Below are 23795 nucleotides of genomic sequence, written 5' to 3'. Positions count from 1 at the left end.
ATCCCATGAACGGCATCCCACCCCTGTCTTCCCGCGACGCCCATGCCAGCCCGCCGCAACGGGTGCTGGAACGATTGCACAGCTCCGCCGCCGGCCTGGACGCGGACGAAGCCGCCCGCCGCCTGGCGGCGCACGGCTACAACCGATTGCCCGCGCCGAAACGCCAGGGGCCGCTGCTGCGCTTGCTGCGGCAGTTCCACAACGTCCTGCTGTACATGATGCTGTTCGCCTCGCTGGTCACCGCGCTGCTCGGCTTCTGGGTGGACAGTGCGGTAATCCTCCTGGCGGTGGTGGTCAACGCGCTGATCGGTTTCGTCCAGGAGGGCAAGGCGGCCAACGCGCTGGACGCCATCCGCGACATGCTTTCGCTGCATGCCCTGGTCCTGCGCGACGGCCAGCGCCAGGCGCTGGACGCCGAACGCCTGGTACCGGGCGACGTGGTGCTGCTGGCCTCCGGCGACCGGGTGCCGGCCGACCTGCGGCTGTTCGAAACGAAGAACTTCCATGTCGACGAGTCGGCCCTGACCGGTGAGTCGGTGCCGGTGGAGAAGGGCTGCGTCGCGGTGGCCATCGACGCGCTGCTCGGCGACCGCCGTTGCATGGCCTATTCCGGCACCCTGGTGACCAGCGGCCAGGCGCGCGGAGTGGTGGTCGCCACCGCCGGGGATACCGAACTGGGCCGGATCGGTACGCTGTTGCGCGAAGTCCGCACCCTGGCCACTCCGCTGCTGCGACAGATCGCCAGCTTCAGTCGCTGGCTGGCCCTGGCGATCCTGCTGCTGGCCGGCGCCACTTTCGTCCTCGGCACCCTCTGGCAGGGCCAGCCGATGGTGGACATGTTCATGCTGGTGGTGGCGCTGACCGCCTCGGCGATTCCCGAGGGACTGCCGGCGATCATGACGGTGATCCTCGCCCTCGGCGTACAGCGCATGGCCCGGCGCAACGCCATCGTCAGCCGCCTGCCGGCGGTGGAGACGCTGGGTTCGGTGACGGTGATCTGCTCGGACAAGACCGGCACCCTGACCCGCAACGAGATGACCGTGCAGCGTATCGTCACCGCCGACCAGGTAATCGAGGTCAGCGGCGCCGGTTACGCCCCGCTGGGTGGTTTCAGCCACAACGGCGAAGGCCTCGATCCCGCCGGACGCGACGATCTGCAGGAGATCGGTCGCGCGGCGCTGTTGTGCAACGAGGCGCGCCTGCACCAGGAGGGCGAGGCATGGCAACTGGAGGGCGACCCCACCGAAGGCGCGCTGCTCAGCCTCGGCCTCAAGCTGGGCCTCGATCCGCAGGCGCTGGCGGCGGAACGGCCACGCAGCGATGCGATTCCGTTCGAGTCCGAGCATCGCTTCATGGCCACCCTGCACCACGACCACGCAGGCCAGGCGATGGTCTACCTGAAGGGCGCGCCGGAGCGCATCCTCGACATGTGCGAGGCTGAACGGGTGGGCGACTCGGTGCGGCCGCTGGACCCGGACTACTGGCGGCGCCTGGCCACCGACACCGCCGCTCGCGGTCTGCGCCTGCTGGCCATCGCCCGACGGGCGATGCCGGCGGAGCAGCGCACGCTGGATTTCGCCGACGTGGAACATGGCTTCACCCTGCTGGCCCTGGTGGGCATCATCGACCCTCCGCGCGAGGAAGCCGTGGCCGCGGTCGCCGAATGCCAGGCGGCGGGTATCGCGGTGAAGATGATCACCGGCGACCACGTCGACACCGCGCGGGCGATCGGCGCCATGCTCGGGATCGGCATCGACCGGCCGGCGCTGACCGGCGCGGAGATCGAGTTGCTCGACGACCAGCGCCTGCGCGAAGTGCTGCCGGGCGTCGATGTGTTCGCCCGCGCCAGCCCTGAGCACAAGCTGCGCCTGGTGCAGGCCCTGCAGGCCAGCGGCGAGGTGGTGGCGATGACCGGCGACGGGGTCAACGATGCGCCGGCGCTGAAGCGCGCCGACGTCGGCGTAGCGATGGGCAACAAGGGCACCGAGGCGGCCAAGGAGGCGGCCGAGGTGGTCCTCGCCGACGACAATTTCGCCACCATCGCCAATGCCGTGCGCGAGGGAAGGGCGGTCTACGACAACCTGAAGAAATTCATCCTCTTCATGCTGCCGACCAACGGTGGCGAGGCGCTGATCGTGATCGCCGCGATCCTGTTCCAGTTGACCCTGCCGATGACGCCGGCGCAGATCCTCTGGATCAACATGGTCACCTCCAGCACCCTGGGCCTGGCGCTGGCCTTCGATCCGGCCGAGCGCGGCCTGATGCAGCGTCCGCCGCGTCCGCCGGCGGAGCCCCTGTTGTCGCTGTTCTTCGTCTGGCGGGTGCTGCTGGTCTCGCTGCTGATGATGGCGGGCGCCCTGGGCCTGTTCCTCTGGGAGCTGGAGCATGGCACCGGGCTGGAGAGCGCGCGGACCATGGCGGTGAACAGCGTGGTGGTGTGCGAGATGTTCTACCTGCTCAACAGCCGGCATATCTACGATTCGGTGCTCAGCCGCGAGGGCCTGTTCGGCAACCGCCAGGTCTTGCTGGCGATCGCCGCTTGCGTGGTGCTGCAACTGCTCTATACCTACGCGCCGCCGTTGCAGGCGCTGTTCGGCTCGGTCGGCCTGGCCCCGGGCGAGTGGGCGCGGGTGCTGCTGGCCGGGCTCGGCCTGTTCTGCGTCGCCGAACTGGAAAAGTGGCTATGTCGCCGGGTCCGTGCCCGGCAGGCCTGACGCCGCGAGGTCGCCCCCTTGGCCGTGGCGCTGTGCCTTTGCCCGTGCGCCGCGCACAGACGTCTGCGCCTCGGATCGCCCGGCCGAGAGCGGTCGCACGCGTGGCGATGGGCCGACAGTGAACCCGGGGACCAGGTGTGACTGGGTATTCAGTTCGCATAAAATGTGATCTAGATCACATTTAAACGTTTGCTTACCCTCTAGGACGGGTATCGTACTAGGTGCATCAAACGCTGCGGTCTATTGTTAAGTGGGACTGAAATGTGCCTTTCCGGCACAACGCCAACTCTATAGAGTGGGCTGACTGGACATCTTCAGGGGTCGTCGGGCACGGGCGCATGCGCCTCGGCAGGAAGCCGGGATTCTCGGACTGCCGTACAACGTGCCGGATATCGGGTGCCGAATCCATATTTGGCTGATTGGTTAATAGTTTAAGAAGAACGTAGCGCTATGGCCTTGGTTGACGGTTTTCTTGAGCTGGAACGCTCAAGTGGAAAATTGGAGTGGAGCGCCATCCTGCAGAAGATGGCGAGCGACCTTGGATTCTCGAAGATCCTGTTCGGCCTGTTGCCTAAGGACAGCCAGGACTACGAGAACGCCTTCATCGTCGGCAACTACCCGGCCGCCTGGCGCGAGCATTACGACCGGGCTGGCTACGCGCGGGTCGACCCGACGGTCAGTCACTGTACCCAGAGCGTACTGCCGATTTTCTGGGAACCGTCCATCTACCAGACGCGAAAGCAGCACGAGTTCTTCGAGGAAGCCTCGGCCGCCGGCCTGGTGTATGGGCTGACCATGCCGCTGCATGGTGCTCGCGGCGAACTCGGCGCGCTGAGCCTCAGCGTGGAAGCGGAAAACCGGGCCGAGGCCAACCGTTTCATGGAGTCGGTCCTGCCGACCCTGTGGATGCTCAAGGACTACGCACTGCAGAGCGGTGCCGGACTGGCCTTCGAACATCCGGTCAGCAAACCGGTGGTTCTGACCAGCCGGGAGAAGGAAGTGTTGCAGTGGTGCGCCATCGGCAAGACCAGTTGGGAGATATCGGTTATCTGCAACTGCTCGGAAGCCAATGTGAACTTCCATATGGGAAATATTCGGCGGAAGTTCGGTGTGACCTCCCGCCGCGTAGCGGGCATTATGGCCGTTAATTTGGGTCTTATTACTCTCTGATCTTGCCTCTCAGGTCGGCGAGCTGGCGATCGGTAATTTGCCCTTCTATATAGAAATGCAAAAGCAGGTATATAGGGAAGGGCAGGTTCTCGCCATTCTCGAAACGACTGCCGCAGGATTGGCTTATCCCGAAGCGGCTCCAGAAAGTTTCCTGGCTTTCCCGTCGGGCGGTGCGGGTGGCCTTTGCCCGGAAGGCCATGTTTTGGGGCTGTGTTCTCTCGTGTGAAGCCATTGCTCTGATCTTTTCGGACGTTTCTTCGAGCCTAGCAAGGGTCCGGGTTCACCGAAATCTATCTCATTTGCTAGTTATAAAATTATGAAATTTGCATAAATTCTTCAGCTTCCTATTTGGAGGAAGTGAAGATGATCGTACAAATTGGTCGGCGCGAAGAGTTCGATAAAAAACTGCTGGGCGAGATGCACAAGTTGCGTGCTCAAGTGTTCAAGGAGCGCAAAGGCTGGGACGTTAGTGTCATCGACGAGATGGAAATCGATGGTTATGACGCACTCAGTCCTTATTACATGTTGATCCAGGAAGATACTCCTGAAGCCCAGGTTTTCGGTTGCTGGCGAATTCTCGATACCACTGGCCCCTACATGCTGAAGAACACCTTCCCGGAGCTTCTGCACGGCAAGGAAGCGCCTTGCTCGCCGCACATCTGGGAACTCAGCCGTTTCGCCATCAACTCTGGACAGAAAGGCTCGCTGGGCTTTTCCGACTGTACGCTGGAGGCGATGCGCGCGCTGGCCCGCTACAGCCTGCAGAACGACATCCAGACGCTGGTGACGGTAACCACCGTAGGCGTGGAGAAGATGATGATCCGTGCCGGCCTGGACGTATCGCGCTTCGGTCCGCACCTGAAGATCGGCATCGAGCGCGCGGTGGCCTTGCGCATCGAACTCAATGCCAAGACCCAGATCGCGCTTTACGGGGGAGTGCTGGTGGAACAGCGACTGGCGGTTTCATGACGGGGACCTGTCGGCTCGCGCCGGCGCGTTCTCTGTCGGAGAGGGAGCGCCTGGCGTCGATGCCGAATCCGCTGTAAAGCGAGTCCGACCCGCTCCGGACTCGCTATCAGGCATCCCCGGACCAGGGCGCCGGGCTGCCGAACAGGCGTCCCATGGCGCCACGCAAGCCCATTTCCCGCAGTACTTCGAGTTCACCGAGGGTTTCCACCTGTTCCGCGATCAACGGTAGATCGATGCTGTGGGTGGTGCGATAGACCGCTTCGATGAACAACCGCTTGTCGCCTTCCCGGTCGACGGCGTGCAGGTAGCAGCCGTCCAGCTTGAGGTAGGCCAGCCCCAGATGGGTAAGGTTGCCGATCAGGCTGAAGCGGCCGCCGAAATGCTGCAGGCCGAGACCGCAGCCCAGTTCGCGCAGGACCTGGCTGAGGCGCTCCAGTTCGGCCGCGGCTGGCAGGTGCCGCTCGTCCAGTTCCAGGGTCAGCTGGCGCGCCTCCTGCGGATGCGCCTTGAGCAGGGCCAGTAGCGGGGCAAACGTCTGCGCATTGCGGACACTGGCGGCCGACAGGCTCAGCGCCAGCGGCCGTGGATGGCGCCGCAGGTGCTCCAGGCTCTGTTCGAGCATCGCCAGGTCCAGGCGCGCGGCCCAGCCGAAACGTTCTATCCAGGGCAGGAAGCGCCCGGCGGCGATGGCCGTGGCCTGCGGGTCGAGCAGACGCGCGAGGACCTTGTGGTGGAGGACGCGCTGGGTGTCCAGGCAGTCCACCACCGGCTGGAAATAGAGCAGCAGGCGGCGCTCCGTCAGGGCCTGGTCGATCCAGTCGTGCCAGTCCTGGCTATCGTTGAGCGCCGCGAGCGCGGTGCCGTCCTGGCTCGCCCAGGGCTGGGCGGGCTGGCTTTCGGCCTGGGCCAGGGCCTGGTCGGCACGGGCCAGGAGATCCGCGGGCGAGTCGCCTTCGGCGAACGCGCTGATACCGAGATAGGCGACCGGCGTGAGATCGCTGGCACCGGTGCGGGCAAGGTTCTCCAGGCCTTCGCAGAGTTCCTCGGCCAGGCGTTCGGCCTGCTCGCGGGAGCAACCGGGAGCCAGCACGGCGAACTCGCCGCCGCGGCTGCGGGCCAGCAGCCAGTCGGCGCGCCCTTGCTGGCCGCAGGAGTCGACCAGCAAGCGGGCGACCGCCTGGATCAATTCATCCGTGCGTTGCCCGCCGAGACGCTGGTTCAGCCCGTTCAGGTCGTTCAGGCGCAGCAGCAGGAGCTGCCCGGCATGCTCGTGCTCGCCGGCACCCAGCTGTTCGTTGAGGCGGGCGTCGAACAGGCGCCGGTTGGGCAGGCCGGTGAGACTGTCCTGGTAGGCCTGGGCGCGTAGCTTGTCGCTACGCGCAGCCTCCTCGGCGAACAGCGTGCGAAGTTTCTCCACCATCTGGTTCATCGCCTGCACCACGCGGCGCAGCTCCGGCGTGCGCGGCAGCCTGGGCAGGCTGAGGAATTCCCGCCGGCTGATGGCATGGGCCTGGCGCACCATCTGGTCGAGCGGGCGCAGTTGGCGGCGCAGCAGCCAGCCGCCAAGCAGCAGGCTCGCCGCGCCGCAGGCCAGCAACCAGTAGAGGCTGCCCAGGGCGCTGTCCCACAGGCGCGCCAGGGCGAATTGCGGATGGCTGACCACCTCGACCCGCGCCGCCTGTTCCCAGCCGCGCATGATCAGCGCGTCGCCACCCTGGGGCTGGAGATCCACCAGGCGTTCGAACCAGCCGGGCACCGTACGCTCGGCATGCGCCTGCACGCGCTCGACCAGCGGCTTGCCGCTCTTGATGTCGATCACCCGGATGCTGGCGAAGTAGCCGCTGTCGAAGATCGAGCTGACCATCAGTTGCACCATCGCCGGGTCGTCCACGTGTGGCGTCAGGGACAGGCCGAGGGCGGTGGCGGCGTCCTGGGCGTGGGAGCGCAACTGGCCGCGCAACTGCTCGCGGGAGTTCTCCACGCTGCTGACGAAGCTGCCGCTGAAGGCGACGACGAGGAACAGGCAGATGGCGAGGAACAATTGCTTGAGCAGTGACATTCAATCCTCCTTGGGTGCGTCGAGGTCGAGGCCTTCGGCGCGCATCTTGGTCAGCAGGTCCTGCCAGCGCGACAGCTTCTTGCTGTCGCCGGTCCGGCGTCCGCCATCGGCGCCGGGCAGCCAGAGGCCCTCGGCATTGAAGGCGTACACCGGCAACAGGTCGTCACGTTGCGAAGCGGGGCGGATCTCGCCGATCAGGTTGTCCAGCACCAGTGGGTCGGCGCCCGGGCTGGCGTACCAGGTCAGCACCATGTGCGCCTGGTTCAGGCGCAGGGCCTTGACGTAGGTGATGCGCAGCTTGTCGCTGGCGACGCCGAGGCGACGCAGGGTCACGTACTTGGCGATGGCGTAGTCCTCGCAGTCGGCGGCGCCCTTGACCAGCGCCTCGACCGGAGTCGCCCAATAGTCTTCCTGTTGCCAGATCTCGATGTCGTCGGTGAAACGCAGCGACCGGTTGAAGAAGTCGTTGACCGCGCGCAGCTTGGCCGCTTCGTCGAGCGTGCCGCCCTGTTCGAGCAGGCGGCCCCAGTCGCCCAGGCGTGATTTCGCCGCGCCCAGCTCGCCGTAGCGCTGCTCGGCACGGCTCAGTATCGACTCCAGGTCCCACTGCGCCAGCGCCGCGCCGACTGCCAGCAGCAATGTCGCCGCCAGCGACAGCAGCCAGGGGGCGTAGGCCCTGGGGCAGGGCCGGCGGGCGCCGGGGGTTGGGGACATCGAGCGGGCTCCGGAAGGACTCAGCGAAGTCTACGAGAGCGCCGGGCGGCCTGCCAGCGCGGGGTGTCCGGCGAAACTGACAGGATTGTCATTCAGGGGTCAGGGTGGGGTCCCGCTGCGCTGCTTATAAAGAAGAACGAAGTCGGCCGCGCGAGGCCGGCCACTGGGAAAGGTGGACAGATGCAGGCGTTGCGCAGTGGTGGGGGACGGGTCCTGGTGGGCGTGCTGGCGGCGGGCCTGGTCGCCTTCAGCGGTTGGGCATGGCTCGGCGGCGACGCCGGGGCGAAGGCGGCGCCCGCGCCGGCCAGGGTCCCGGTGAACGTGGCGCGGGTGGAGCGGCGCGACGTCGAGCAACAGGTCAGCGGCATCGGTACGGTGACTTCGTTGCACAACGTGGTGATCCGCACCCAGATCGACGGCCAGTTGACCCGCCTGCTGGTGAGCGAAGGGCAGATGGTCGAGGCGGGCGAGTTGCTGGCGACCATCGATGACCGCGCCGTCGTCGCCGCGCTGGAGCAGGCGCAGGCCTCCAGGGCGAGCAACCAGGCCCAGCTGAAATCCGCCGAGCAGGACCTGCAACGCTACCGCAGCCTGTATGCCGAGCGTGCGGTGTCACGCCAACTGCTGGACCAGCAGCAGGCGACGGTCGACCAGTTGCGCGCGACCCTGAAGGCCAACGATGCCACCATCAACGCCGAGCGGGTGCGCCTGTCCTACACCCGGATCACCTCGCCGGTATCCGGCAAGGTCGGTATCCGCAACGTCGATGTCGGCAACCTGGTGCGGGTCGGCGACAGTCTCGGCCTGTTCAGCGTGACCCAGATCGCACCGATCTCCGTAGTCTTCTCCCTGCAACAGGAACAGTTGCCCCAGTTGCAGGCGCTGCTCGGCGGCGAGGCGGCGGTGCGCGCCTACAGCCGCGACGGCGGGAGCGCGCTGGGCGAGGGCCGGTTGCTGACCATCGACAACCAGATCGACAGTTCCACCGGCACCATCCGCGTGCGCGCCTCCTTCGATAACCGCCAGGCCCGGCTCTGGCCCGGGCAGTTCGTCGCGGTGAGCCTGCACACCGGGGTCCGGCGCGACCAGTTGGTGCTGTCGAGCAAGGCGGTGCGCCGCGGCCTGGAGGGCAATTTCGTCTACCGGGTCGCCGCCGACCGGGTCGAGGCGGTGCCGGTGCGGGTGCTCCAGGACATCGACGGCCTCAGTGTGGTGGAGGGCCTGGCCAGCGGTGACCAGGTGGTGGTGGACGGCCACTCGCGGCTGATGCCCGGCGCCCTGGTCGATATCCAGGAGCCGCGCCCGAGCCTGGCTCAGGCCACGGAGCGGCAGCCGTGACGCCGCGCGCCGGGATTTCCGGCTGGTGCGTACGGCACCCGATCGCCACCGCGCTGCTGACCCTGGCCTCGCTGCTGCTGGGGCTGCTGGCGTTCCTCCGGCTCGGCGTGGCGCCGTTGCCGGAGGCGGACTTCCCGACCATCCAGATCAACGCCTTGCTGCCCGGCGGTAGCCCGGAAACCATGGCCTCGTCGGTGGCCACCCCCTTGGAAGTGCAGTTCAGCGCGATTCCGGGGATCACCGAGATGACCTCCAGCAGCGCCCTGGGCACCAGCACCCTGACCCTGCAGTTCAGCCTCGACAAGAGCATCGACGTCGCCGCCCAGGAGGTCCAGGCGGCGATCAACGCCGCGGCCGGGCGGCTGCCGGTGGACATGCCGAACCTGCCGACCTGGCGCAAGGTCAACCCGGCGGACAGCCCGATCATGATCCTGCGGGTCAACTCGGAGATGATGCCGCTGATCGAACTCAGCGATTACGCCGAGACCATCCTCGCCCGCCAGCTCAGCCAGGTGAACGGCGTGGGGCAGATCTTCGTGGTCGGCCAGCAGCGCCCGGCGATCCGCATCCAGGCCCAGCCGGAAAAGCTCGCCGCCTACCAGCTGACCCTGGCCGACCTGCGCCAGTCGTTGCAGTCGGCCAGCGTCAACCTGGCCAAGGGCGCGCTCTACGGCGAGGGGCGGGTGTCGACCCTCGCGGCCAACGACCAGTTGTTCAACGCCAGCGACTATGACGACCTGGTGGTCGCCTACCGCCAGGGCGCGCCGGTGTTCCTCAAGGACGTGGCGCGGATCGTCTCGGCGCCCGAGGACGACTACGTGCAGGCCTGGCCGAACGGTGTGCCCGGGGTGGCACTGGTGATCCTCCGCCAGCCTGGGGCGAACATCGTCGATACCGCCGACGCGATCCAGGCCGCATTGCCGCGCCTGCGCGAGATGCTCCCGGCGACCATCGAGGTAGACGTGCTCAACGATCGCACCCGGACCATCCGCTCGTCGCTGCACGAGGTCGAACTGACCCTGCTGCTGACCATTGGCCTGGTGGTGCTGGTGATGGGCCTGTTCCTCCGCCAGCTGTCGGCGACCCTGATCGTCGCCACGGTGCTGGCGGTGTCCCTGAGCGCCAGCTTCGCGGCGATGTACGTGCTCGGCTTCACCCTCAACAACCTGACCCTGGTGGCGCTGATCATCGCCGTCGGCTTCATCGTCGACGACGCCATCGTGGTCGTGGAGAACATCCACCGACACCTGGAAGCGGGCGCCTCGAAGGTCGAGGCGGCGCTCAAGGGCGCGGCGGAGATCGGCTTTACCGTGATTTCCATCAGCTTCTCGCTGATCGCCGCGTTCATTCCCCTGCTGTTCATGGGCGGGATCGTCGGCCGGCTGTTCCGCGAATTCGCGGTCAGCGTGACGGTGGCGATCCTGATCTCGGTGCTCGCTTCGCTGACCCTGGCGCCGATGCTGGCTTCGCGCTTCATGCCGGCATTGCGGCATGCCGACGCGCCGAGAAAGGGCTTCGCCGAATGGCTGACCGGCGGATACGAGCGCGGCCTGCGCTGGGCGCTCGGGCACCAGCGGCTGATGCTGGTCGGCTTCGCCTTTACCGTGCTGGTGGCGGTGGCCGGCTACGTCGGGATTCCCAAGGGTTTCTTCCCCTTGCAGGACACCGCCTTCGTCTTCGGCACGAGCCAGGCTGCCGAGGATATCTCCTACGACGACATGGTCGCCAAGCACCGGCAACTGGCCGAGATCATCGCCAGCGACCCGGCGGTGCAGAGCTACAACCATGCGGTGGGCGTCACCGGCGGTAGCCAGAGCCTGGCCAACGGACGTTTCTGGATCGTCCTCAAGGACCGTGGCGAGCGCGATGTCTCGGTCGGCGAGTTCATCGACCGGCTGCGCCCGCAACTGGCGAAGGTGCCGGGAATCATGCTCTACCTGCGCGCGGCGCAGGACATCAACCTCAGTTCCGGACCCTCGCGGACCCAGTACCAGTACGCCCTGCGCAGCAGCGACAGCACCCAGCTGGCGCTCTGGGCGCAACGCCTCACCGAGCGCCTGAAGCAGGTGCCGGGGCTGATGGATGTGTCCAACGACCTGCAGGTCGGCGCCAGCGTCACCGCGCTGGACATCGACCGGGTGGCCGCGGCGCGTTTCGGCCTCAGCGCCGAGGATGTCAGCCAGACCCTCTACGACGCCTTCGGCCAGCGCCAGGTCGGCGAGTACCAGACCGAGGTCAACCAGTACAAGGTGGTCCTCGAACTCGATGCGCGCCAGCGCGGCCGCGCGGAAAGCCTGGACTGGTTCTACCTGCGCTCGCCGCTGAGCGGCGAGATGGTCCCGCTGTCGGCCATCGCCAAGGTCGCGGCGCCGCGCTCCGGGCCGCTGCAGATCAACCACAACGGCATGTTCCCGGCGGTCAACCTGTCCTTCAACCTGGCTGCCGGGGTGTCCCTCGGCGAGGCGGTGCAGGCGGTGCAGCGCGCCCAGGAGGAGATCGGCATGCCCTCGACCATTATCGGCGTGTTCCAGGGCGCGGCGCAGGCCTTCCAGAGCTCGCTGGCCTCGCAACCGCTGCTGATCCTCGCCGCGCTGATCGCGGTGTACATCATCCTCGGCGTGCTCTACGAGAGTTTCGTACATCCGCTGACGATCCTCTCGACCCTGCCCTCGGCGGGGATCGGCGCGGTGTTCCTGCTCTGGGCCTGGGGCCAGGACTTCTCGATCATGGCGCTGATCGGCATCGTGCTGCTGATCGGCATCGTCAAGAAGAACGGCATCCTCATGGTCGACTTCGCCATCGTCGCCCAGCGCGAGCAGGGCATGAGCGCGGAGCAGGCGATCTACCAGGCCTGCCTGACCCGTTTCCGGCCGATCATGATGACCACCCTGGCCGCGCTGCTGGGCGCGATACCCCTGATGATCGGCTTCGGCACCGGTTCCGAGCTGCGCCAGCCTCTGGGCATCGCGGTGGTCGGCGGGCTGCTGGTGAGCCAGGTGCTGACCCTGTTCAGCACGCCGGTGGTATACCTGGCCCTGGAGCGGCTGTTCCACCGGCGCGGGACGACGACCTCGGACGGCGGAACCGCTGGGGCGACGGCGACATGAGGCGTAACGGACGCGGCTTTCCTGGACGGCGGCGCGTGGCTAGGATGCAGGCAGGCATGCGTCCCGCCCGGGATGCGAAGGCGAACAGAGGATCGGGCGATAGATGCGGGTACTGATTGTCGAGGACGAGGCGAAGACGGCGGACTACCTGAACCGTGGCCTCAGCGAACAGGGGTTCACCGTGGACCTGGCGGACAACGGCATCGACGGTCGCCACCTGGCGCTCCATGGCGAGTACGACGTGATCGTGCTCGACGTGATGCTGCCGGGCGTCGACGGCTACGGCGTTCTGCGGGCGTTGCGCGAGCGGCGGCAGACCCCGGTGATCATGCTCACCGCGCGCGAGCGCGTGGAAGACCGGGTGCGCGGGCTGCGCGAGGGCGCCGACGACTACCTGATCAAGCCGTTCTCCTTCCTCGAACTGGTCGCCCGCCTGCAGGCCCTGACCCGGCGCGGCGGCAACCATGAAAGCCATTCGCAGATGCGCATCGCCGACCTGTCCATCGACCTGCTCAGCCGCAAGGTCTTCCGTGGCAACACCCGTCTGGAGCTGACTGCCAAGGAGTACGCGCTGCTCTGCGTGCTGGCCCAGCGCAGCGGCGAGATCCTGTCGAAGACGGCGATCGCCGAACTGGTCTGGGACATCAACTTCGATACCGACACCAATGTCGTGGAGGTGGCGATCAAGCGCCTGCGCGCCAAGCTCGACGGTCCGTTCGAGAACAAGCTGCTGCATACCATCCGGGGCATGGGCTACGTCCTGGAGAACCGTGCGCTGGCGGAGTCGGGCTGAGGTGGGCATGTCCTTGTCGACCCGCCTGGCGGGAATGTTCGCCGGCGCCGCGGTGGTGATCTTCGCCCTCATCGGCACCATGCTCTATTGCATCCTCGACCGCCAGACCGAGCGCCTGCAGCAGGGCGAGGTGGACGTGCGCTTCAACATGGTCTCGCGGATGCTCGACCATCCCGACCTGGCCGAGCGCTGGCCGCACCTGCAGGGCAAGCTGGACAACCTGAGCCAGGAGTACGAGCTGATCCGTTTCTGGATCGACAGCGACGACCCGCGCTATCACTACGGGCGCTTCAGCGAACCGGTGCAGCGGCTGATCGCCGATGGCGCCGGCCGCTACGAATTGGAGTTGCCGGAGCACCGGTACGCGCTGACTGCGCGGGTCGGCGTGTTGCCGGCGCGCGAGGGGCGGCCGCGGCTGACCTACGTCACCGCCATCGATAGCGCGGCGTTCCATGAGGCGCGGACCTCCACCCTGAAATGGCTGCTCGGCCTGTCCGCCCTCGGTGTGCTGCTGGCCTCGTTGCTTGGCCACTGGATCGCCCGCCTGGGCCTGTGGCCGGTGCATCGGCTGTCCGAGGAGGCCCGGCGGATCAGCCCGCGGCAGTTGTCGCAGCGCTTGCAGCTCTCGCCGCTGCCGGCCGAGCTGCGCGAGCTGGTGGGAGCGTTCAACGGCGCCCTGGACCGCCTGGAGCAGGCCTACGTGCGCCTGGAGTCGTTCAATGCCGACGTCGCCCACGAGCTGCGCACGCCATTGACCAACCTGATCGGCCAGACCCAGGTGGCGTTGTCCCGCGAACGCAGCGGCGAACATTACGAAGAGGTCCTGCAATCCAACCTGGAGGAGCTGGAGCGGCTGCGGGCGATCGTCAACGACATGCTGTTCCTCGCCCGCGCCGACCAGGGACGCCTGGCCTGCGAGCGCGAGGAAACCTCGCTGGCCGGCGAGATCGCCACCACGGTGGATTTCCTCGAGGTGATCTTCGACGAGGCCGGGGTCGGTATCGAGGTGCGCGGCGAGGCCCGCGCGCTGGTCGAGCGCGCCCTGTTCCAGCGGGCGGTGACCAACCTGCTGTACAACGCCGCCCAGCACACCGCCGCCGGCGGCACGCTGCGGGTCGGCGTCGAGCGGCGCGGCGACGAAGTGCGGGTGGCGGTGAGCAACCCCGGCGTGCCGATCGCCGACGAGCACCGCAGGCACCTGTTCGAACGCTTCTATCGGGTCGACGCGGCGCGCAGCAACAGCGAGGCCAACCACGGCCTCGGCCTGTCCATCGTCAAGGCGGTGGCGAGCATGCACGGCGGTTCGGTGTTCGTCGACAGCGCGGACGGCTGGAACACCTTCGGCTTCACCGTGCTGAGCCCCGAGCGGCGCGGGCCCGGCGACCGCTTGCCGCTGGGCGAGGGCGATCCGGCGCTGTCCTGAGCGGGCCATCAGGCGTCGTGCGGCGGGCGGGTCTTCTGGCGGAGGATATAGATGCTGACCAGTACCGCGCTGGTCAGCATGAAGCCCTGGGCCCAGGGGCGTCGGACCAGGTAGCAGGAAAGGGCGATGCTGGCCCACATCAGGCCGATGGCGTAGACCTTGCCCTTGAGCGGGATGCCTTCGCCGTCGAGATAGTCGCGGATCCACGGGCCGAGCCGTGGATGGCCGACCAGCCAGTGGTAGAAGCGCGGCGAGCTGCGCATGAAGCAGGCCGCCGCGAGGAGCAGGAAAGGCGTGGTCGGCAGCACCGGCAGGAAGATGCCGATCACGCCCAGGGCTACGCTTAGGAAACCCACGGCCTGGAGGCTATAGCGCACCCAGGCACGAGCGCTCGGGCGAATTTCCCGCTGCGCCACCGCGGCGCTCCTTAGTGCGTGCGCGGCTTGAGCAGGGCGGGCTTTTCTTCCGGCGCCTGGCAGAGCAGGAACAGGTTGGTCAGCAGGTCGGGAATCTGCGCGACCATGTCGTCCACCAGGTGGCGGTCGCGGGCGATCTCGTCGAACTCGGGCTGCTCGTCGAACAGGCCGGAGCCGACCATGATCGGCAGCAGCAGCTCGCTGACTTCCTCCTCGGCCTGCTCGAACCAGACTTCCTCGCGAAGGAACACGCCTTCCATGAAGCCGATGCACCAGCCGCGCAGGTCGGAGTCGTCCGGCTCGTCGCCGAGGTCGAGGTCGCAGGGCAGCTCGAGGTCTTCGTCGCTGGCCAGCACGCGGGTGATGTGCGCCTTGAGCTGCTCGAGGGAAGTCTCGATCTCCTGGCGCTCCTCATCGCTGCGGTAGTGCGGCGGTTCGGCGAACAGGGCGTCGATCCACTCCCGCTCCGGCACCTGCTCCGGGCAGATGGAGAGGGCGGTCAGGTAGCCGTGGGTCGCCACGTAGTCCAGCGCTTCTTCGTGCAGGTCATCGGCATCGAGGAAGGCTTGCAGACGGGACAGTTTTTCGGCGAAGGACATCAGGGTACTACCTCGGGAGGGATGCGGCTCTGGATTGTAGTCCAGACGGGACCTGCGGGCAAAGCGAGCGTGCCTGCTGCGGCGCCCTGGCGAGCGTTTCACGGACGCTCTCGGCGAAGTTGGCCCGGACCTTGCTCCATCCCTTGCGCAAGCCACGATGCAATCCCTTCGCAAATGGAGAATTCCCATGGCCGTCGCCCCTGGTGTGTTGTTGCCGCCGACGCCTGATGTAAAGCCCAAGGCCGCTGCGCCGAAGAGCCAGCAGAAAACGCCTGAGCCCAGTAACGACAAGACTTCCAGCTTCTCCGACATGTATGCCAAGGAGACCGCGAAGAAGCCCGCCGAGCGCGCTGACGGTCCCGCGAAGGGTTCGCGGGACAAGCCACGGGACGCCGGCAAGGACGCCGTCGAAGCGCAGCCGACGGATGCCGCCAGGCAGCCGGCCGTTGCCGAAGACGGCAAGCCTTTGCCGGCCGACGGCCAGGCCAAGGCCGACGGCGAAGATAAAGTCGAAACGCCGGTCGATCCGCTGCAATTGCTCGGCCTCGGCGGTGCCGTACCGTTGCTCGACGAGAATACCCAGGCGACTTTGCTGCCACCGGCCGTGCCGACGGCCAGCAGTGCTCCGGCCAGCCTTACCGAAGCCAGCAGCGACCCGACCCTGGTCAAGCTCAACGGCGTGCCGGCGGTGAACATGGCCCTGGAGCAGGGCGCCCAGGACGCCGCGCAGACGGCGAAAGGCGGGCCGGCGAAGAGCGCCGATCCGCGCCAGGCGAACCTCGGCGATGCCCTTGCCGGCCTGACCTCGGATTCCTTGACCAAGGCCGTCGACGGCAAGGCGCTCGAGGCCCAGTTGCAGCAGACCGCCGAGCCGGCCGTCGCCAGCGCCGCCTCCGAGAGCCTGCTGGAGAGCAAGGCGGAACCCCGCGGTGAACCTTTCGCGGCCAAGCTCAACGGGCTGACCCAGGCCATGGCGCAACAGGCCCTGACCAACCGTCCGGTGAACGGCACGGTGCCCGGCCAGCCGGTGGCGATGCAGCAGAACGGCTGGAGCGAGGCGGTGGTGGACCGGGTGATGTGGATGTCCAGCCAGAACCTGAAGTCGGCGGAGATCCAGCTCGACCCCGCCGAGCTGGGACGCCTGGACGTGCGCATCCACATGACCGCCGACCAGACCCAGGTGACCTTCGCCAGTCCCAACGCCGGCGTTCGCGACGCCCTGGAAAGCCAGATGCACCGGCTGCGCGACATGTTCAGCCAGCAGGGCATGAACCAGCTCGACGTGAACGTCTCCGACCAGTCGCTGGCGCGGGGCTGGCAGGGCCAGCAGCAGGGCGAGGGCGGATCGGCGCGCGGACGCGGCTTGGCCGGCGAGGCCTCGGGCGATGAGGAAACCCTCGCCGGAGTCAGCGAGATCCGCAGCCGGCCGGGTGCGTCGGCGGCGCGCGGTCTGGTCGACTACTACGCCTGAGGCGAACGACTGCATTTCCCCTTTGGGCCTCCTGCGGGAGGCCTTTCTTTTTCCGGAGCGGGCAATTTCGCAAAAGACGGGGATGATTTCCTGTGGCCAGGCTGTAATATCCGCGCCGTCTATCATCTCGGACAGCCCTCCGGGGCTGGTCCCAGGAGGCGGGGCGGCGTTGCAGAAATGGCACAACCCTTGCTCTGCCCCTGTGAAACCCTTCATTTGACGCTATAGCGACGGATTTTTGGCATGGCTAAGAAAGAGGCGACACCCGCCGACGCGGGGGCTCCGAGCGGCGGCAAGAGCAAGCTGAAGCTGATCCTGCTGATCGTGGTCGGCCTGCTGCTGGCGATCGGCCTGTCGGTGGGCGGCACCTGGTTCTTCCTCAGCAAGTCGCTGAAGGCCGAGAAGACCGAGGAAGTCGCCAGCGAGGCGGCGAAGCCGGGCAAGCAGCCGGCGCTCTACGAGATCCTGGCGCCGGCCTTCGTCGTCAACTTCAACCAGAACGGCCGGCAGCGCTACATGCAGGTCGGCGTCGCGTTGATGGGGCGCGACAAGGCGCAGATGGACGCATTGCGCGAGCACATGCCGCTGGTTCGCAATAAACTGGTGATGCTGTTCTCGAGTCAGAGTTTCGACTCGCTGGTGACTCCGGTGGGCAAGGAAATGCTCCGCCAGCAGGCGACCGCCGGATTGCAGGAACTGGCCAAGAAGGAAACCGGCCAACTGGCTATCGAACAAGTGTTGTTCACCAATTTCGTGCTGCAGTAGGTATCCCATGGCCGTGCAAGATCTGCTTTCCCAGGATGAAATCGACGCGCTGTTGCACGGCGTCGACGATGGCCTGGTGGAAACCGAAGTCGAGGCGACGCCGGGATCGGTCAAGTCCTATGACCTGACCAGCCAGGACCGCATCGTCCGGGGCCGCATGCCGACCCTGGAGATGATCAACGAGCGTTTCGCCCGCTACACCCGCATCAGCATGTTCAACCTGCTGCGCCGTTCGGCCGACGTCGCGGTCGGCGGCGTGCAGGTGATGAAGTTCGGCGAGTACGTGCACTCGCTGTACGTTCCCACCAGCCTCAACCTGGTGAAGATGAAGCCGCTGCGCGGCACCGCGCTGTTCATCCTCGACGCCAAGCTGGTGTTCAAGCTGGTGGACAACTTCTTCGGCGGCGACGGCCGCCACGCCAAGATCGAGGGCCGCGAGTTCACCCCGACCGAACTGCGGGTGGTGCGGATGGTGCTGGAGCAGGCCTTCGTCGATCTGAAGGAAGCCTGGCAGGCGGTGCTGGAGATGAACTTCGAGTACGTCAACTCGGAGGTCAACCCGGCCATGGCCAACATCGTCAGTCCCAGCGAGGTGGTGGTGGTCTCCACCTTCCACATCGAACTGGACGGCGGTGGCGGCGACCTGCACATCACCATGCCCTACTCGATGATCGAGCCGATCCGCGAGATGCTCGACGCCGGTTTCCAGTCCGACCACGACGACCAGGACGAGCGCTGGATCAAGGCCCTGCGCGAGGACGTGCTGGACGTCCAGGTACCGCTCGGCGCCACCGTGGTCCGCCGCCAGCTCAAGCTGCGCGACATCCTGCACATGCAGCCGGGCGACGTGATCCCGGTGGAGATGCCGGAACACATGGTGATGCGCGCCAACGGCGTGCCCGCCTTCAAGGTCAAGCTGGGCGCCCACAAGGGCAACCTGGCGCTACAGATTCTCGAAGCGGTCGAGCGCTCGCGCTGACCGCTTCCCCCGGAGGAAAGACGAACCATGGCAGACGAAGAAAAAGTGACCACCGAGGAACAGGCACTGGCCGACGAGTGGGCGGCGGCGCTGGCCGAGGCGGGCGACGCCAGCCAGGACGACATCGATGCGCTGATGGCCCAGGGCGGCGCGACTCCCGTGGCGGAGCCGAGTACCCCGCGGGCGCCGATGGAAGAGTTCGGCGCTTCGCCGAAGGCACCGACCATTTCCGGCCTGGAGGGGCCCAACCTGGATGTGATCCTGGACATCCCGGTGACCATTTCCATGGAGGTCGGGCATACCGACATCAGCATCCGCAACCTGCTGCAGCTCAACCAGGGGTCGGTGATCGAACTCGATCGCCTGGCCGGCGAGCCGCTGGACGTACTGGTCAACGGCACCCTGATCGCCCACGGCGAGGTGGTGGTAGTGAACGAGAAGTTCGGCATCCGCCTGACCGACGTGATCAGTCCCAGCGAACGCATCAAGAAGCTGCGCTGACATGCGTCGCTACCTGTTCGCCGGCTTCCTGCCGGCACTCGCCTCGCTGAGCGCGCCGCTGTGCGCCGCCGAGGGGACGACGGGTGCCGCCGCGCCGACGGTGGGCGCCGCTTCCGGCGCCGCCGCGCAACTGGCCCAACTGGTGCTCGGCCTGGGCCTGGTGATCGGCCTGATCTTCCTGCTCGCCTGGCTGGTGCGCCGGGTGCAACAGGCCGGTCCGCGCGGCAACCGCTTGATCCGCACCCTTGCCAGCCAGCCGCTGGGTCCGCGCGACCGGCTGGTGCTGGTGCAGGTCGGTGAGGAGCAGATCCTGCTCGGCCTGACGCCCGGCCGGATCACGCCGTTGCACGTGCTCAAGGAGCCGGTACACCTGCCGGACGGCGAGCCGGCCACGCCGGAATTCGCCCAGCGCCTGCTGGAGCTGCTGAACAAGGACCCCAAGGGCAAGCCATGACTCCGCGCATCTCCCTGGCCGGCGCGCTCGCCGCGCTCTGCCTTCTGCTGCTGGCGCCGTGGCCGGCGCTGGCCGCCGACCCGACATCGATCTCGGCGATCACCGTGACCACCAACGGCCAGGGCCAGCAGGAGTATTCGGTCAGCCTGCAGATCCTGCTGATCATGACCGCGCTGAGCTTCATCCCGGCGTTCGTCATGCTGATGACCAGCTTCACCCGGATCATCATCGTCTTCTCCATCCTGCGCCAGGCGCTGGGCCTGCAATCGACGCCGTCGAACCAGGTGCTGGTGGGGCTGGCGCTGTTCCTGACCATGTTCGTCATGGCCCCGGTGTTCGACAAGATCAACAGCCAGGCCCTGCAGCCCTACCTGAACGAGCAGATTCCCGCCCAGGAAGCCCTGCAAAAGGCCGAGGTACCGCTGAAGGCGTTCATGCTGGCGCAGACTCGTACCTCCGACCTGGAGCTGTTCGTCCGCCTGTCCAAGCGCACCGACATCGGCAGCCCGGAGGCGACGCCGCTGACCATCCTGGTCCCGGCCTTCGTCACGTCCGAGCTGAAGACCGCGTTCCAGATCGGCTTCATGATCTTCATCCCGTTCCTGATCATCGACCTGGTGGTGTCCAGCGTGCTGATGGCGATGGGCATGATGATGCTGTCGCCGCTGATCATTTCCCTGCCGTTCAAGATCATGCTGTTCGTCCTGGTGGATGGCTGGGCGCTGATCATCGGGACGCTGGCGGGCAGTTTCGGCACCGTCTAGCGGTGCCGCCGGCTTGACGCGCCGCTGGCGCGCTGGAGAGAGACATGACCCCTGAGGTGGCACTCGACCTGTTCCGCGAGGCGTTGTGGCTGACGGCGATGATCGTCGGCGTGCTGGTGGTTCCGAGCCTGCTGGTCGGTCTCGTGGTGGCGATGTTCCAGGCCGCCACCCAGATCAACGAACAGACCCTGAGCTTCCTGCCGCGCCTGATGGTGATCCTGCTCACCCTGATCGTGCTGGGCCCCTGGCTGCTGCGGCAGCTGATGGAGTACACCCAGACGCTGATCGGCAACATCCCGCTGCTGATCGGCTGATGCTGGAGCTGACCAACGCGCAGATCGGCGGCTGGATCGCCAGCTTCGTGCTGCCGCTGTTCCGGGTCGCGGCGCTGCTGATGACCATGCCGGTGATCGGCACCCAGCTGGTGCCGGTGCGGGTGCGCCTCTACCTGGCGCTGGGCGTCTGCGTGGTGCTGGTGCCGAACCTGCCGCCGATGCCGCAGGTGGACGCGCTGAGCATGAAGGCCATGCTGCTGATCGGCGAGCAGATCCTGGTCGGCGCCTTGCTCGGCTTTTCCCTGCAGTTGCTGTTCCACGCCTTCGTGATCGCCGGGCAGATCATCTCGATGCAGATGGGCCTGGGCTTCGCTTCCATGGTTGACCCGGCCAACGGCGTCTCGGTGCCGGTGCTCGGCCAGTTCTTCACCATGCTGGTGACGCTGCTGTTCCTGGCGATGAACGGGCACCTGGTAGTGTTCGAGGTAATCGCCGAGAGCTTCGTCACCCTGCCGGTGGGCGAGGGCCTGAGCGGCAACCATTTCTGGATCATCGCCGGCAAGCTCGGCTGGGTGATGGGCGCGGCACTGCTGCTGGCGCTGCCGGCGATCACCGCGCTGCTGGTGGTGAACCTCGCCTTCGGCGCCATGACCCGCGCGGCGCCGCAACTGAACATCTTCTCCATCGGCTTTCCGTTGACCCTGGTGCTGGGCCTGGTGATCCTCTGGATCGGCACCGCCGACCTGCTCAGCCAGTACCAGGTGCTGGCCGGCGAGGCCCTGCAATTCCTCCGTGAACTGGTGCGGGCGAAATAGCCATGGCCGAGAGCGAGAGCGGGCAGGACAAGACAGAGGAACCCACGGAGAAACGCCGCCGCGAGGCGCGCGAGAAAGGGCAGTTGCCGCGTTCGCGGGAGCTGAACACCCTGGCCATCCTCATGGCCGGCGCCGGCGGCCTGCTGATCTACGGCGCCGACCTGGCGGGCGCCCTGTTGCGCCTGATGCGCAGCAATTTCGAGCTGTCCCGGGAAACCGCGATGAATACCGAGAGCATGCTGCAATTGCTCGGCGCTTCGGCCTACCTGGCTGCCCAGGGGCTCTGGCCGATCCTGCTGATGCTGCTGGTGGCGGCGATCGTCGGGCCGATCGCCCTCGGCGGCTGGCTGTTCTCGATGGACGCCCTGCAACCCAAGTTCAGCCGGCTCAACCCGCTGTCGGGGCTGAAGCGGATGTTTTCCGCCAAGTCGCTGCTCGAACTGAGCAAGGCGCTGATCAAGTTCCTGGTGGTGCTGGCGGTGGCCCTGCTGGTGCTCTCCGCCGACCGCGACGCCCTCCTGGCGCTGGCGCACCAGCCGCTCGAGCAGGCGATCCTGCACAGCGTGCGGGTGGTCGGCTGGAGCGCCTTCTGGATGGCCTGCAGCCTGCTGCTGATCGCCGCGGTGGACGTGCCCTACCAGATCTGGGACAACCGCCAGAAGCTGCTGATGACCAAGCAGGAAGTCCGCGACGAATACAAGGACTCCGAGGGCAAGCCCGAGGTCAAGTCGAAGATCCGCCAGATGCAGCGCGAGATGGCGCAGAGACGGATGATGGCGGCGGTGCCGGAGGCCGACGTGGTGATCACCAACCCGACCCACTTCGCCGTAGCCCTGAAGTACGACCCGGCGGGCGGCGGGGCGCCGCTGCTGCTGGCCAAGGGCAACGATTTCCTGGCCCTGAAGATCCGCGAGGTGGCCCAGGAGCACAAGGTGATGGTCATGGAGTCGCCGGCGCTGGCGCGAGCGGTGTACTACTCCACCGAGCTGGATCAGGAGATTCCCGCCGGGCTCTATCTCGCCGTGGCCCAGGTGCTGGCCTATGTCTACCAGCTCAAGCAGTACCAGGCCGGCAAGGGCAAGCGGCCGAGCCCGTTGAAGGACCTGCCGATCCCGCCGGACCTGCGTCGCGACGAGTGACCGGGCTGGAGCTGCGCGCCGCGCTGTGGCAGCCTTGGCCGATACCCGCTCGGGATGAGAGCTTTGCCGTTCATGGATCGAACCTTGTCTGATCGTATTTTCCCGCCTGTCCTCCTGTTGCTCGCCCTGGCCTGGCTGCTGCCCTGGATGCCTGCGCACGCCGAAGCGCCGGCGGAATGGGTCGCCTTGCCCCTGTCGGAGCGGGTGGTGGATGCCACCCACACGCTGGACGAGGCGACGCGCCAACGCCTGGTGGAGAAGCTCGAGGCGCTGGAGCGGCGACGCGGTGCGCAGATCGCGGTGGTGATGCTGCCGACTACCGGTACCCTCGATATCGAAGCCTTCTCCGACAAGTTGTTCCAGGCCTGGAAGCTCGGCCGCAAGGCGGTCGACGACGGTCTGCTGCTGGTGGTGGCCAAGGATGACCGGCGCATGCGCATCGAGGTCGGCTACGGCCTGGAGGGTGCGGTGCCCGATGTGGTCGCCGGACGGATCATTCGCGAGCGGATGGCCCCGGCATTTCGCGAGGGCGACTACGCCGGCGGGATCGAGGCCGCGGTGGACGAGCTGATCCGCCTGGTCGACGGCGAAACGCTGCCGGCGGCCGCGTCGTCGGGTGCGCCGAAAGTCTCGCTGGGGCAATTGCCGGCGGAAGCCTGGGCGCTGCTGGTCGCCTTCATCTACGGATCGTTGGCCGGAGTGCTGTTGAGTGCCCGGGCGCTGCGCTGGCCCTGGCTGCTCGGCGGGGCGCTGCTCTGCTGGCTGCTGGGCACGCTGGCCGGCGCTTCCGGCGAATGGATGAGCGTGCTGCTGGTCGCTCCGCTGTGCATGCTGGTCGGCGGCGCGACCTTCGGCGCGCTGTGGACGGTGCGCCCGGCCTTCTACCTGGTGATCGGCGTACTGGTCTATGTAGCCCTGCTCGGGCTGGCGGCGCATTGGTTCAGCGCGGTGTCCTTCATCTACGGCCTGCTGTGGCCGGCCGGGGTGCTGATGCTGGCGGTTCTCTGCTGGTCGAACTACCGCCTGATGCGCTCGCTATGGCGCGAGCGGCGGAAAAGTTTCCACCGCCGACTGTGGGCGTTGCTGGCGGCCTACCTGCTGCTCGGATTGCTGTCCGGTGGCCTGGACGTACCGCTGGTCTGGCTGGCCCTGCTACCGTTCCTGCTCATGCTCGGGCTGCTGGTGTTCGGCCAGGTACGCCTGAGTGGGGGGGGAGGCTCGTCGGGAAGCTCCGGCGGCGGTTCCTCCTCCTCTTCCTCCTCGTCGTCCGGCGGCTTTTCCGGGGGCGGTGGTTCCAGCGGCGGAGGCGGTGCCTCGGGCAGTTGGTAAT

General features: G+C 66.9%; 22 protein-coding genes. 17 read left to right on the top strand and 5 right to left on the bottom strand.

Annotated features, from left to right (window positions below; genetic code table 11):
* Window positions 1-5 precede the first annotated feature (5 nt).
* Together AT700_RS18065 and lasR are read left to right on the top strand one after the other, a co-directional pair.
* On the top strand, window positions 6-2714 hold the full coding sequence (locus AT700_RS18065; protein ID WP_003116553.1) for a cation-transporting P-type ATPase: 2709 nt from the start codon (window positions 6-8) through the stop codon (window positions 2712-2714).
* Between the two features lie 450 nt (window positions 2715-3164).
* On the top strand, window positions 3165-3884 hold the full coding sequence (gene lasR, locus AT700_RS18060; protein ID WP_048521169.1) for a transcriptional regulator LasR: 720 nt from the start codon (window positions 3165-3167) through the stop codon (window positions 3882-3884).
* On the opposite strand, the gene rsaL is transcribed toward lasR, so the two are convergent.
* The gene (rsaL, locus tag AT700_RS30375; RefSeq protein WP_003083010.1) at window positions 3874-4116 is read right to left on the bottom strand and encodes a quorum-sensing transcriptional regulator RsaL; all 243 of its coding nucleotides are present in this window, start codon (window positions 4114-4116) and stop codon (window positions 3874-3876) included. The genes lasR and rsaL overlap by 11 nt on opposite strands.
* 131 nt (window positions 4117-4247) lie before the next feature.
* Here rsaL and lasI point away from each other — a divergent pair, with 131 nt between their 5' ends.
* Window positions 4248-4853 (top strand): acyl-homoserine-lactone synthase LasI, encoded by a 606-nt coding sequence (lasI, locus tag AT700_RS18050; RefSeq protein ID WP_003083017.1) that lies wholly within the window; start codon window positions 4248-4250, stop codon window positions 4851-4853.
* 106 nt (window positions 4854-4959) lie between these two features.
* On the opposite strand, the gene lapD is transcribed toward lasI, so the two are convergent.
* Complete coding sequence (gene lapD / locus AT700_RS18045; protein ID WP_003159922.1) at window positions 4960-6912, bottom strand: cyclic di-GMP receptor LapD; 1953 nt, start codon at window positions 6910-6912, stop codon at window positions 4960-4962.
* Window positions 6913-7626 carry a cysteine protease LapG gene (gene lapG / locus AT700_RS18040; RefSeq protein ID WP_003083022.1) on the bottom strand — a complete coding sequence of 238 codons (714 nt, stop codon included), beginning with the start codon at window positions 7624-7626 and terminating at the stop codon, window positions 6913-6915.
* 180 nt (window positions 7627-7806) lie between these two features.
* Here lapG and mexM point away from each other — a divergent pair, with 180 nt between their 5' ends.
* The 4 genes from mexM to AT700_RS18020 all read left to right on the top strand — a co-directional run bounded on the left by mexM (window position 7807) and on the right by AT700_RS18020 (window position 14287).
* On the top strand, window positions 7807-8964 hold the full coding sequence (mexM, locus tag AT700_RS18035) for a multidrug efflux RND transporter periplasmic adaptor subunit MexM (RefSeq protein ID WP_003145148.1): 1158 nt from the start codon (window positions 7807-7809) through the stop codon (window positions 8962-8964).
* Window positions 8961-12071 (top strand): multidrug efflux RND transporter permease subunit MexN, encoded by a 3111-nt coding sequence (gene mexN / locus AT700_RS18030; protein WP_014603122.1) that lies wholly within the window; start codon window positions 8961-8963, stop codon window positions 12069-12071. Before mexM ends, mexN begins: the two co-directional genes overlap by 4 nt.
* A 103-nt stretch (window positions 12072-12174) precedes the next feature.
* The gene (locus tag AT700_RS18025; protein WP_003083028.1) at window positions 12175-12864 is read left to right on the top strand and encodes a heavy metal response regulator transcription factor; all 690 of its coding nucleotides are present in this window, start codon (window positions 12175-12177) and stop codon (window positions 12862-12864) included.
* Window positions 12842-14287 carry a sensor histidine kinase gene (locus AT700_RS18020; RefSeq protein ID WP_003083034.1) on the top strand — a complete coding sequence of 482 codons (1446 nt, stop codon included), beginning with the start codon at window positions 12842-12844 and terminating at the stop codon, window positions 14285-14287. The genes AT700_RS18025 and AT700_RS18020 overlap by 23 nt, the downstream gene beginning before the upstream one ends.
* Before the next feature lie 8 nt (window positions 14288-14295).
* On the opposite strand, the gene AT700_RS18015 is transcribed toward AT700_RS18020, so the two are convergent.
* Window positions 14296-14703 carry a YbaN family protein gene (locus AT700_RS18015; protein WP_003087079.1) on the bottom strand — a complete coding sequence of 136 codons (408 nt, stop codon included), beginning with the start codon at window positions 14701-14703 and terminating at the stop codon, window positions 14296-14298.
* Between the two features lie 11 nt (window positions 14704-14714).
* Window positions 14715-15302 carry a YecA family protein gene (locus AT700_RS18010; protein WP_003083037.1) on the bottom strand — a complete coding sequence of 196 codons (588 nt, stop codon included), beginning with the start codon at window positions 15300-15302 and terminating at the stop codon, window positions 14715-14717.
* A 187-nt stretch (window positions 15303-15489) separates the two neighbouring features.
* On the opposite strand from AT700_RS18010, the gene AT700_RS18005 reads away from it, so the two are divergent.
* The 10 genes from AT700_RS18005 to AT700_RS17960 all read left to right on the top strand — a co-directional run bounded on the left by AT700_RS18005 (window position 15490) and on the right by AT700_RS17960 (window position 23794).
* Window positions 15490-16773: a flagellar hook-length control protein FliK gene (locus AT700_RS18005; RefSeq protein WP_003083038.1), complete on the top strand. Its 1284-nt coding sequence runs from the start codon at window positions 15490-15492 to the stop codon at window positions 16771-16773.
* 243 nt (window positions 16774-17016) lie between these two features.
* Complete coding sequence (fliL, locus tag AT700_RS18000) at window positions 17017-17538, top strand: flagellar basal body-associated protein FliL (protein WP_003083042.1); 522 nt, start codon at window positions 17017-17019, stop codon at window positions 17536-17538.
* A 7-nt stretch (window positions 17539-17545) separates the two neighbouring features.
* Complete coding sequence (gene fliM, locus AT700_RS17995; RefSeq protein ID WP_003083045.1) at window positions 17546-18517, top strand: flagellar motor switch protein FliM; 972 nt, start codon at window positions 17546-17548, stop codon at window positions 18515-18517.
* A 27-nt stretch (window positions 18518-18544) separates the two neighbouring features.
* Window positions 18545-19018 (top strand): flagellar motor switch protein FliN, encoded by a 474-nt coding sequence (gene fliN / locus AT700_RS17990; RefSeq protein WP_003083049.1) that lies wholly within the window; start codon window positions 18545-18547, stop codon window positions 19016-19018.
* Between the two features lies 1 nt (window position 19019).
* Complete coding sequence (gene fliO / locus AT700_RS17985; protein ID WP_003083051.1) at window positions 19020-19472, top strand: flagellar biosynthetic protein FliO; 453 nt, start codon at window positions 19020-19022, stop codon at window positions 19470-19472.
* Window positions 19469-20236, top strand: coding sequence for a flagellar type III secretion system pore protein FliP (gene fliP, locus AT700_RS17980; protein ID WP_003083052.1), 768 nt, complete (start codon window positions 19469-19471; stop codon window positions 20234-20236). The genes fliO and fliP overlap by 4 nt, the downstream gene beginning before the upstream one ends.
* Window positions 20237-20280: 44 nt before the next feature.
* Entirely contained in the window at window positions 20281-20550 is a 270-nt protein-coding gene (gene fliQ / locus AT700_RS17975; protein ID WP_003083053.1) for a flagellar biosynthesis protein FliQ, read from the top strand.
* Window positions 20550-21326, top strand: a complete 777-nt coding sequence (gene fliR, locus AT700_RS17970; protein WP_003083054.1) for a flagellar biosynthetic protein FliR — start codon at window positions 20550-20552, stop codon at window positions 21324-21326. The genes fliQ and fliR overlap by 1 nt, the downstream gene beginning before the upstream one ends.
* 2 nt (window positions 21327-21328) lie before the next feature.
* Entirely contained in the window at window positions 21329-22465 is a 1137-nt protein-coding gene (gene flhB, locus AT700_RS17965) for a flagellar biosynthesis protein FlhB (RefSeq protein ID WP_003083056.1), read from the top strand.
* Window positions 22466-22537: 72 nt separating this feature from the next.
* Window positions 22538-23794, top strand: coding sequence for a TPM domain-containing protein (locus AT700_RS17960; RefSeq protein ID WP_003122943.1), 1257 nt, complete (start codon window positions 22538-22540; stop codon window positions 23792-23794).
* The last annotated feature ends 1 nt before the right edge of the window (window position 23795 follow it).

This window comes from Pseudomonas aeruginosa (assembly GCF_001457615.1).
Classification (GTDB): domain Bacteria; phylum Pseudomonadota; class Gammaproteobacteria; order Pseudomonadales; family Pseudomonadaceae; genus Pseudomonas; species Pseudomonas aeruginosa.
The sequence above is the reverse complement of the archived record's forward strand: the minus strand, read 5'-3'. Positions and strand labels throughout refer to the sequence as shown.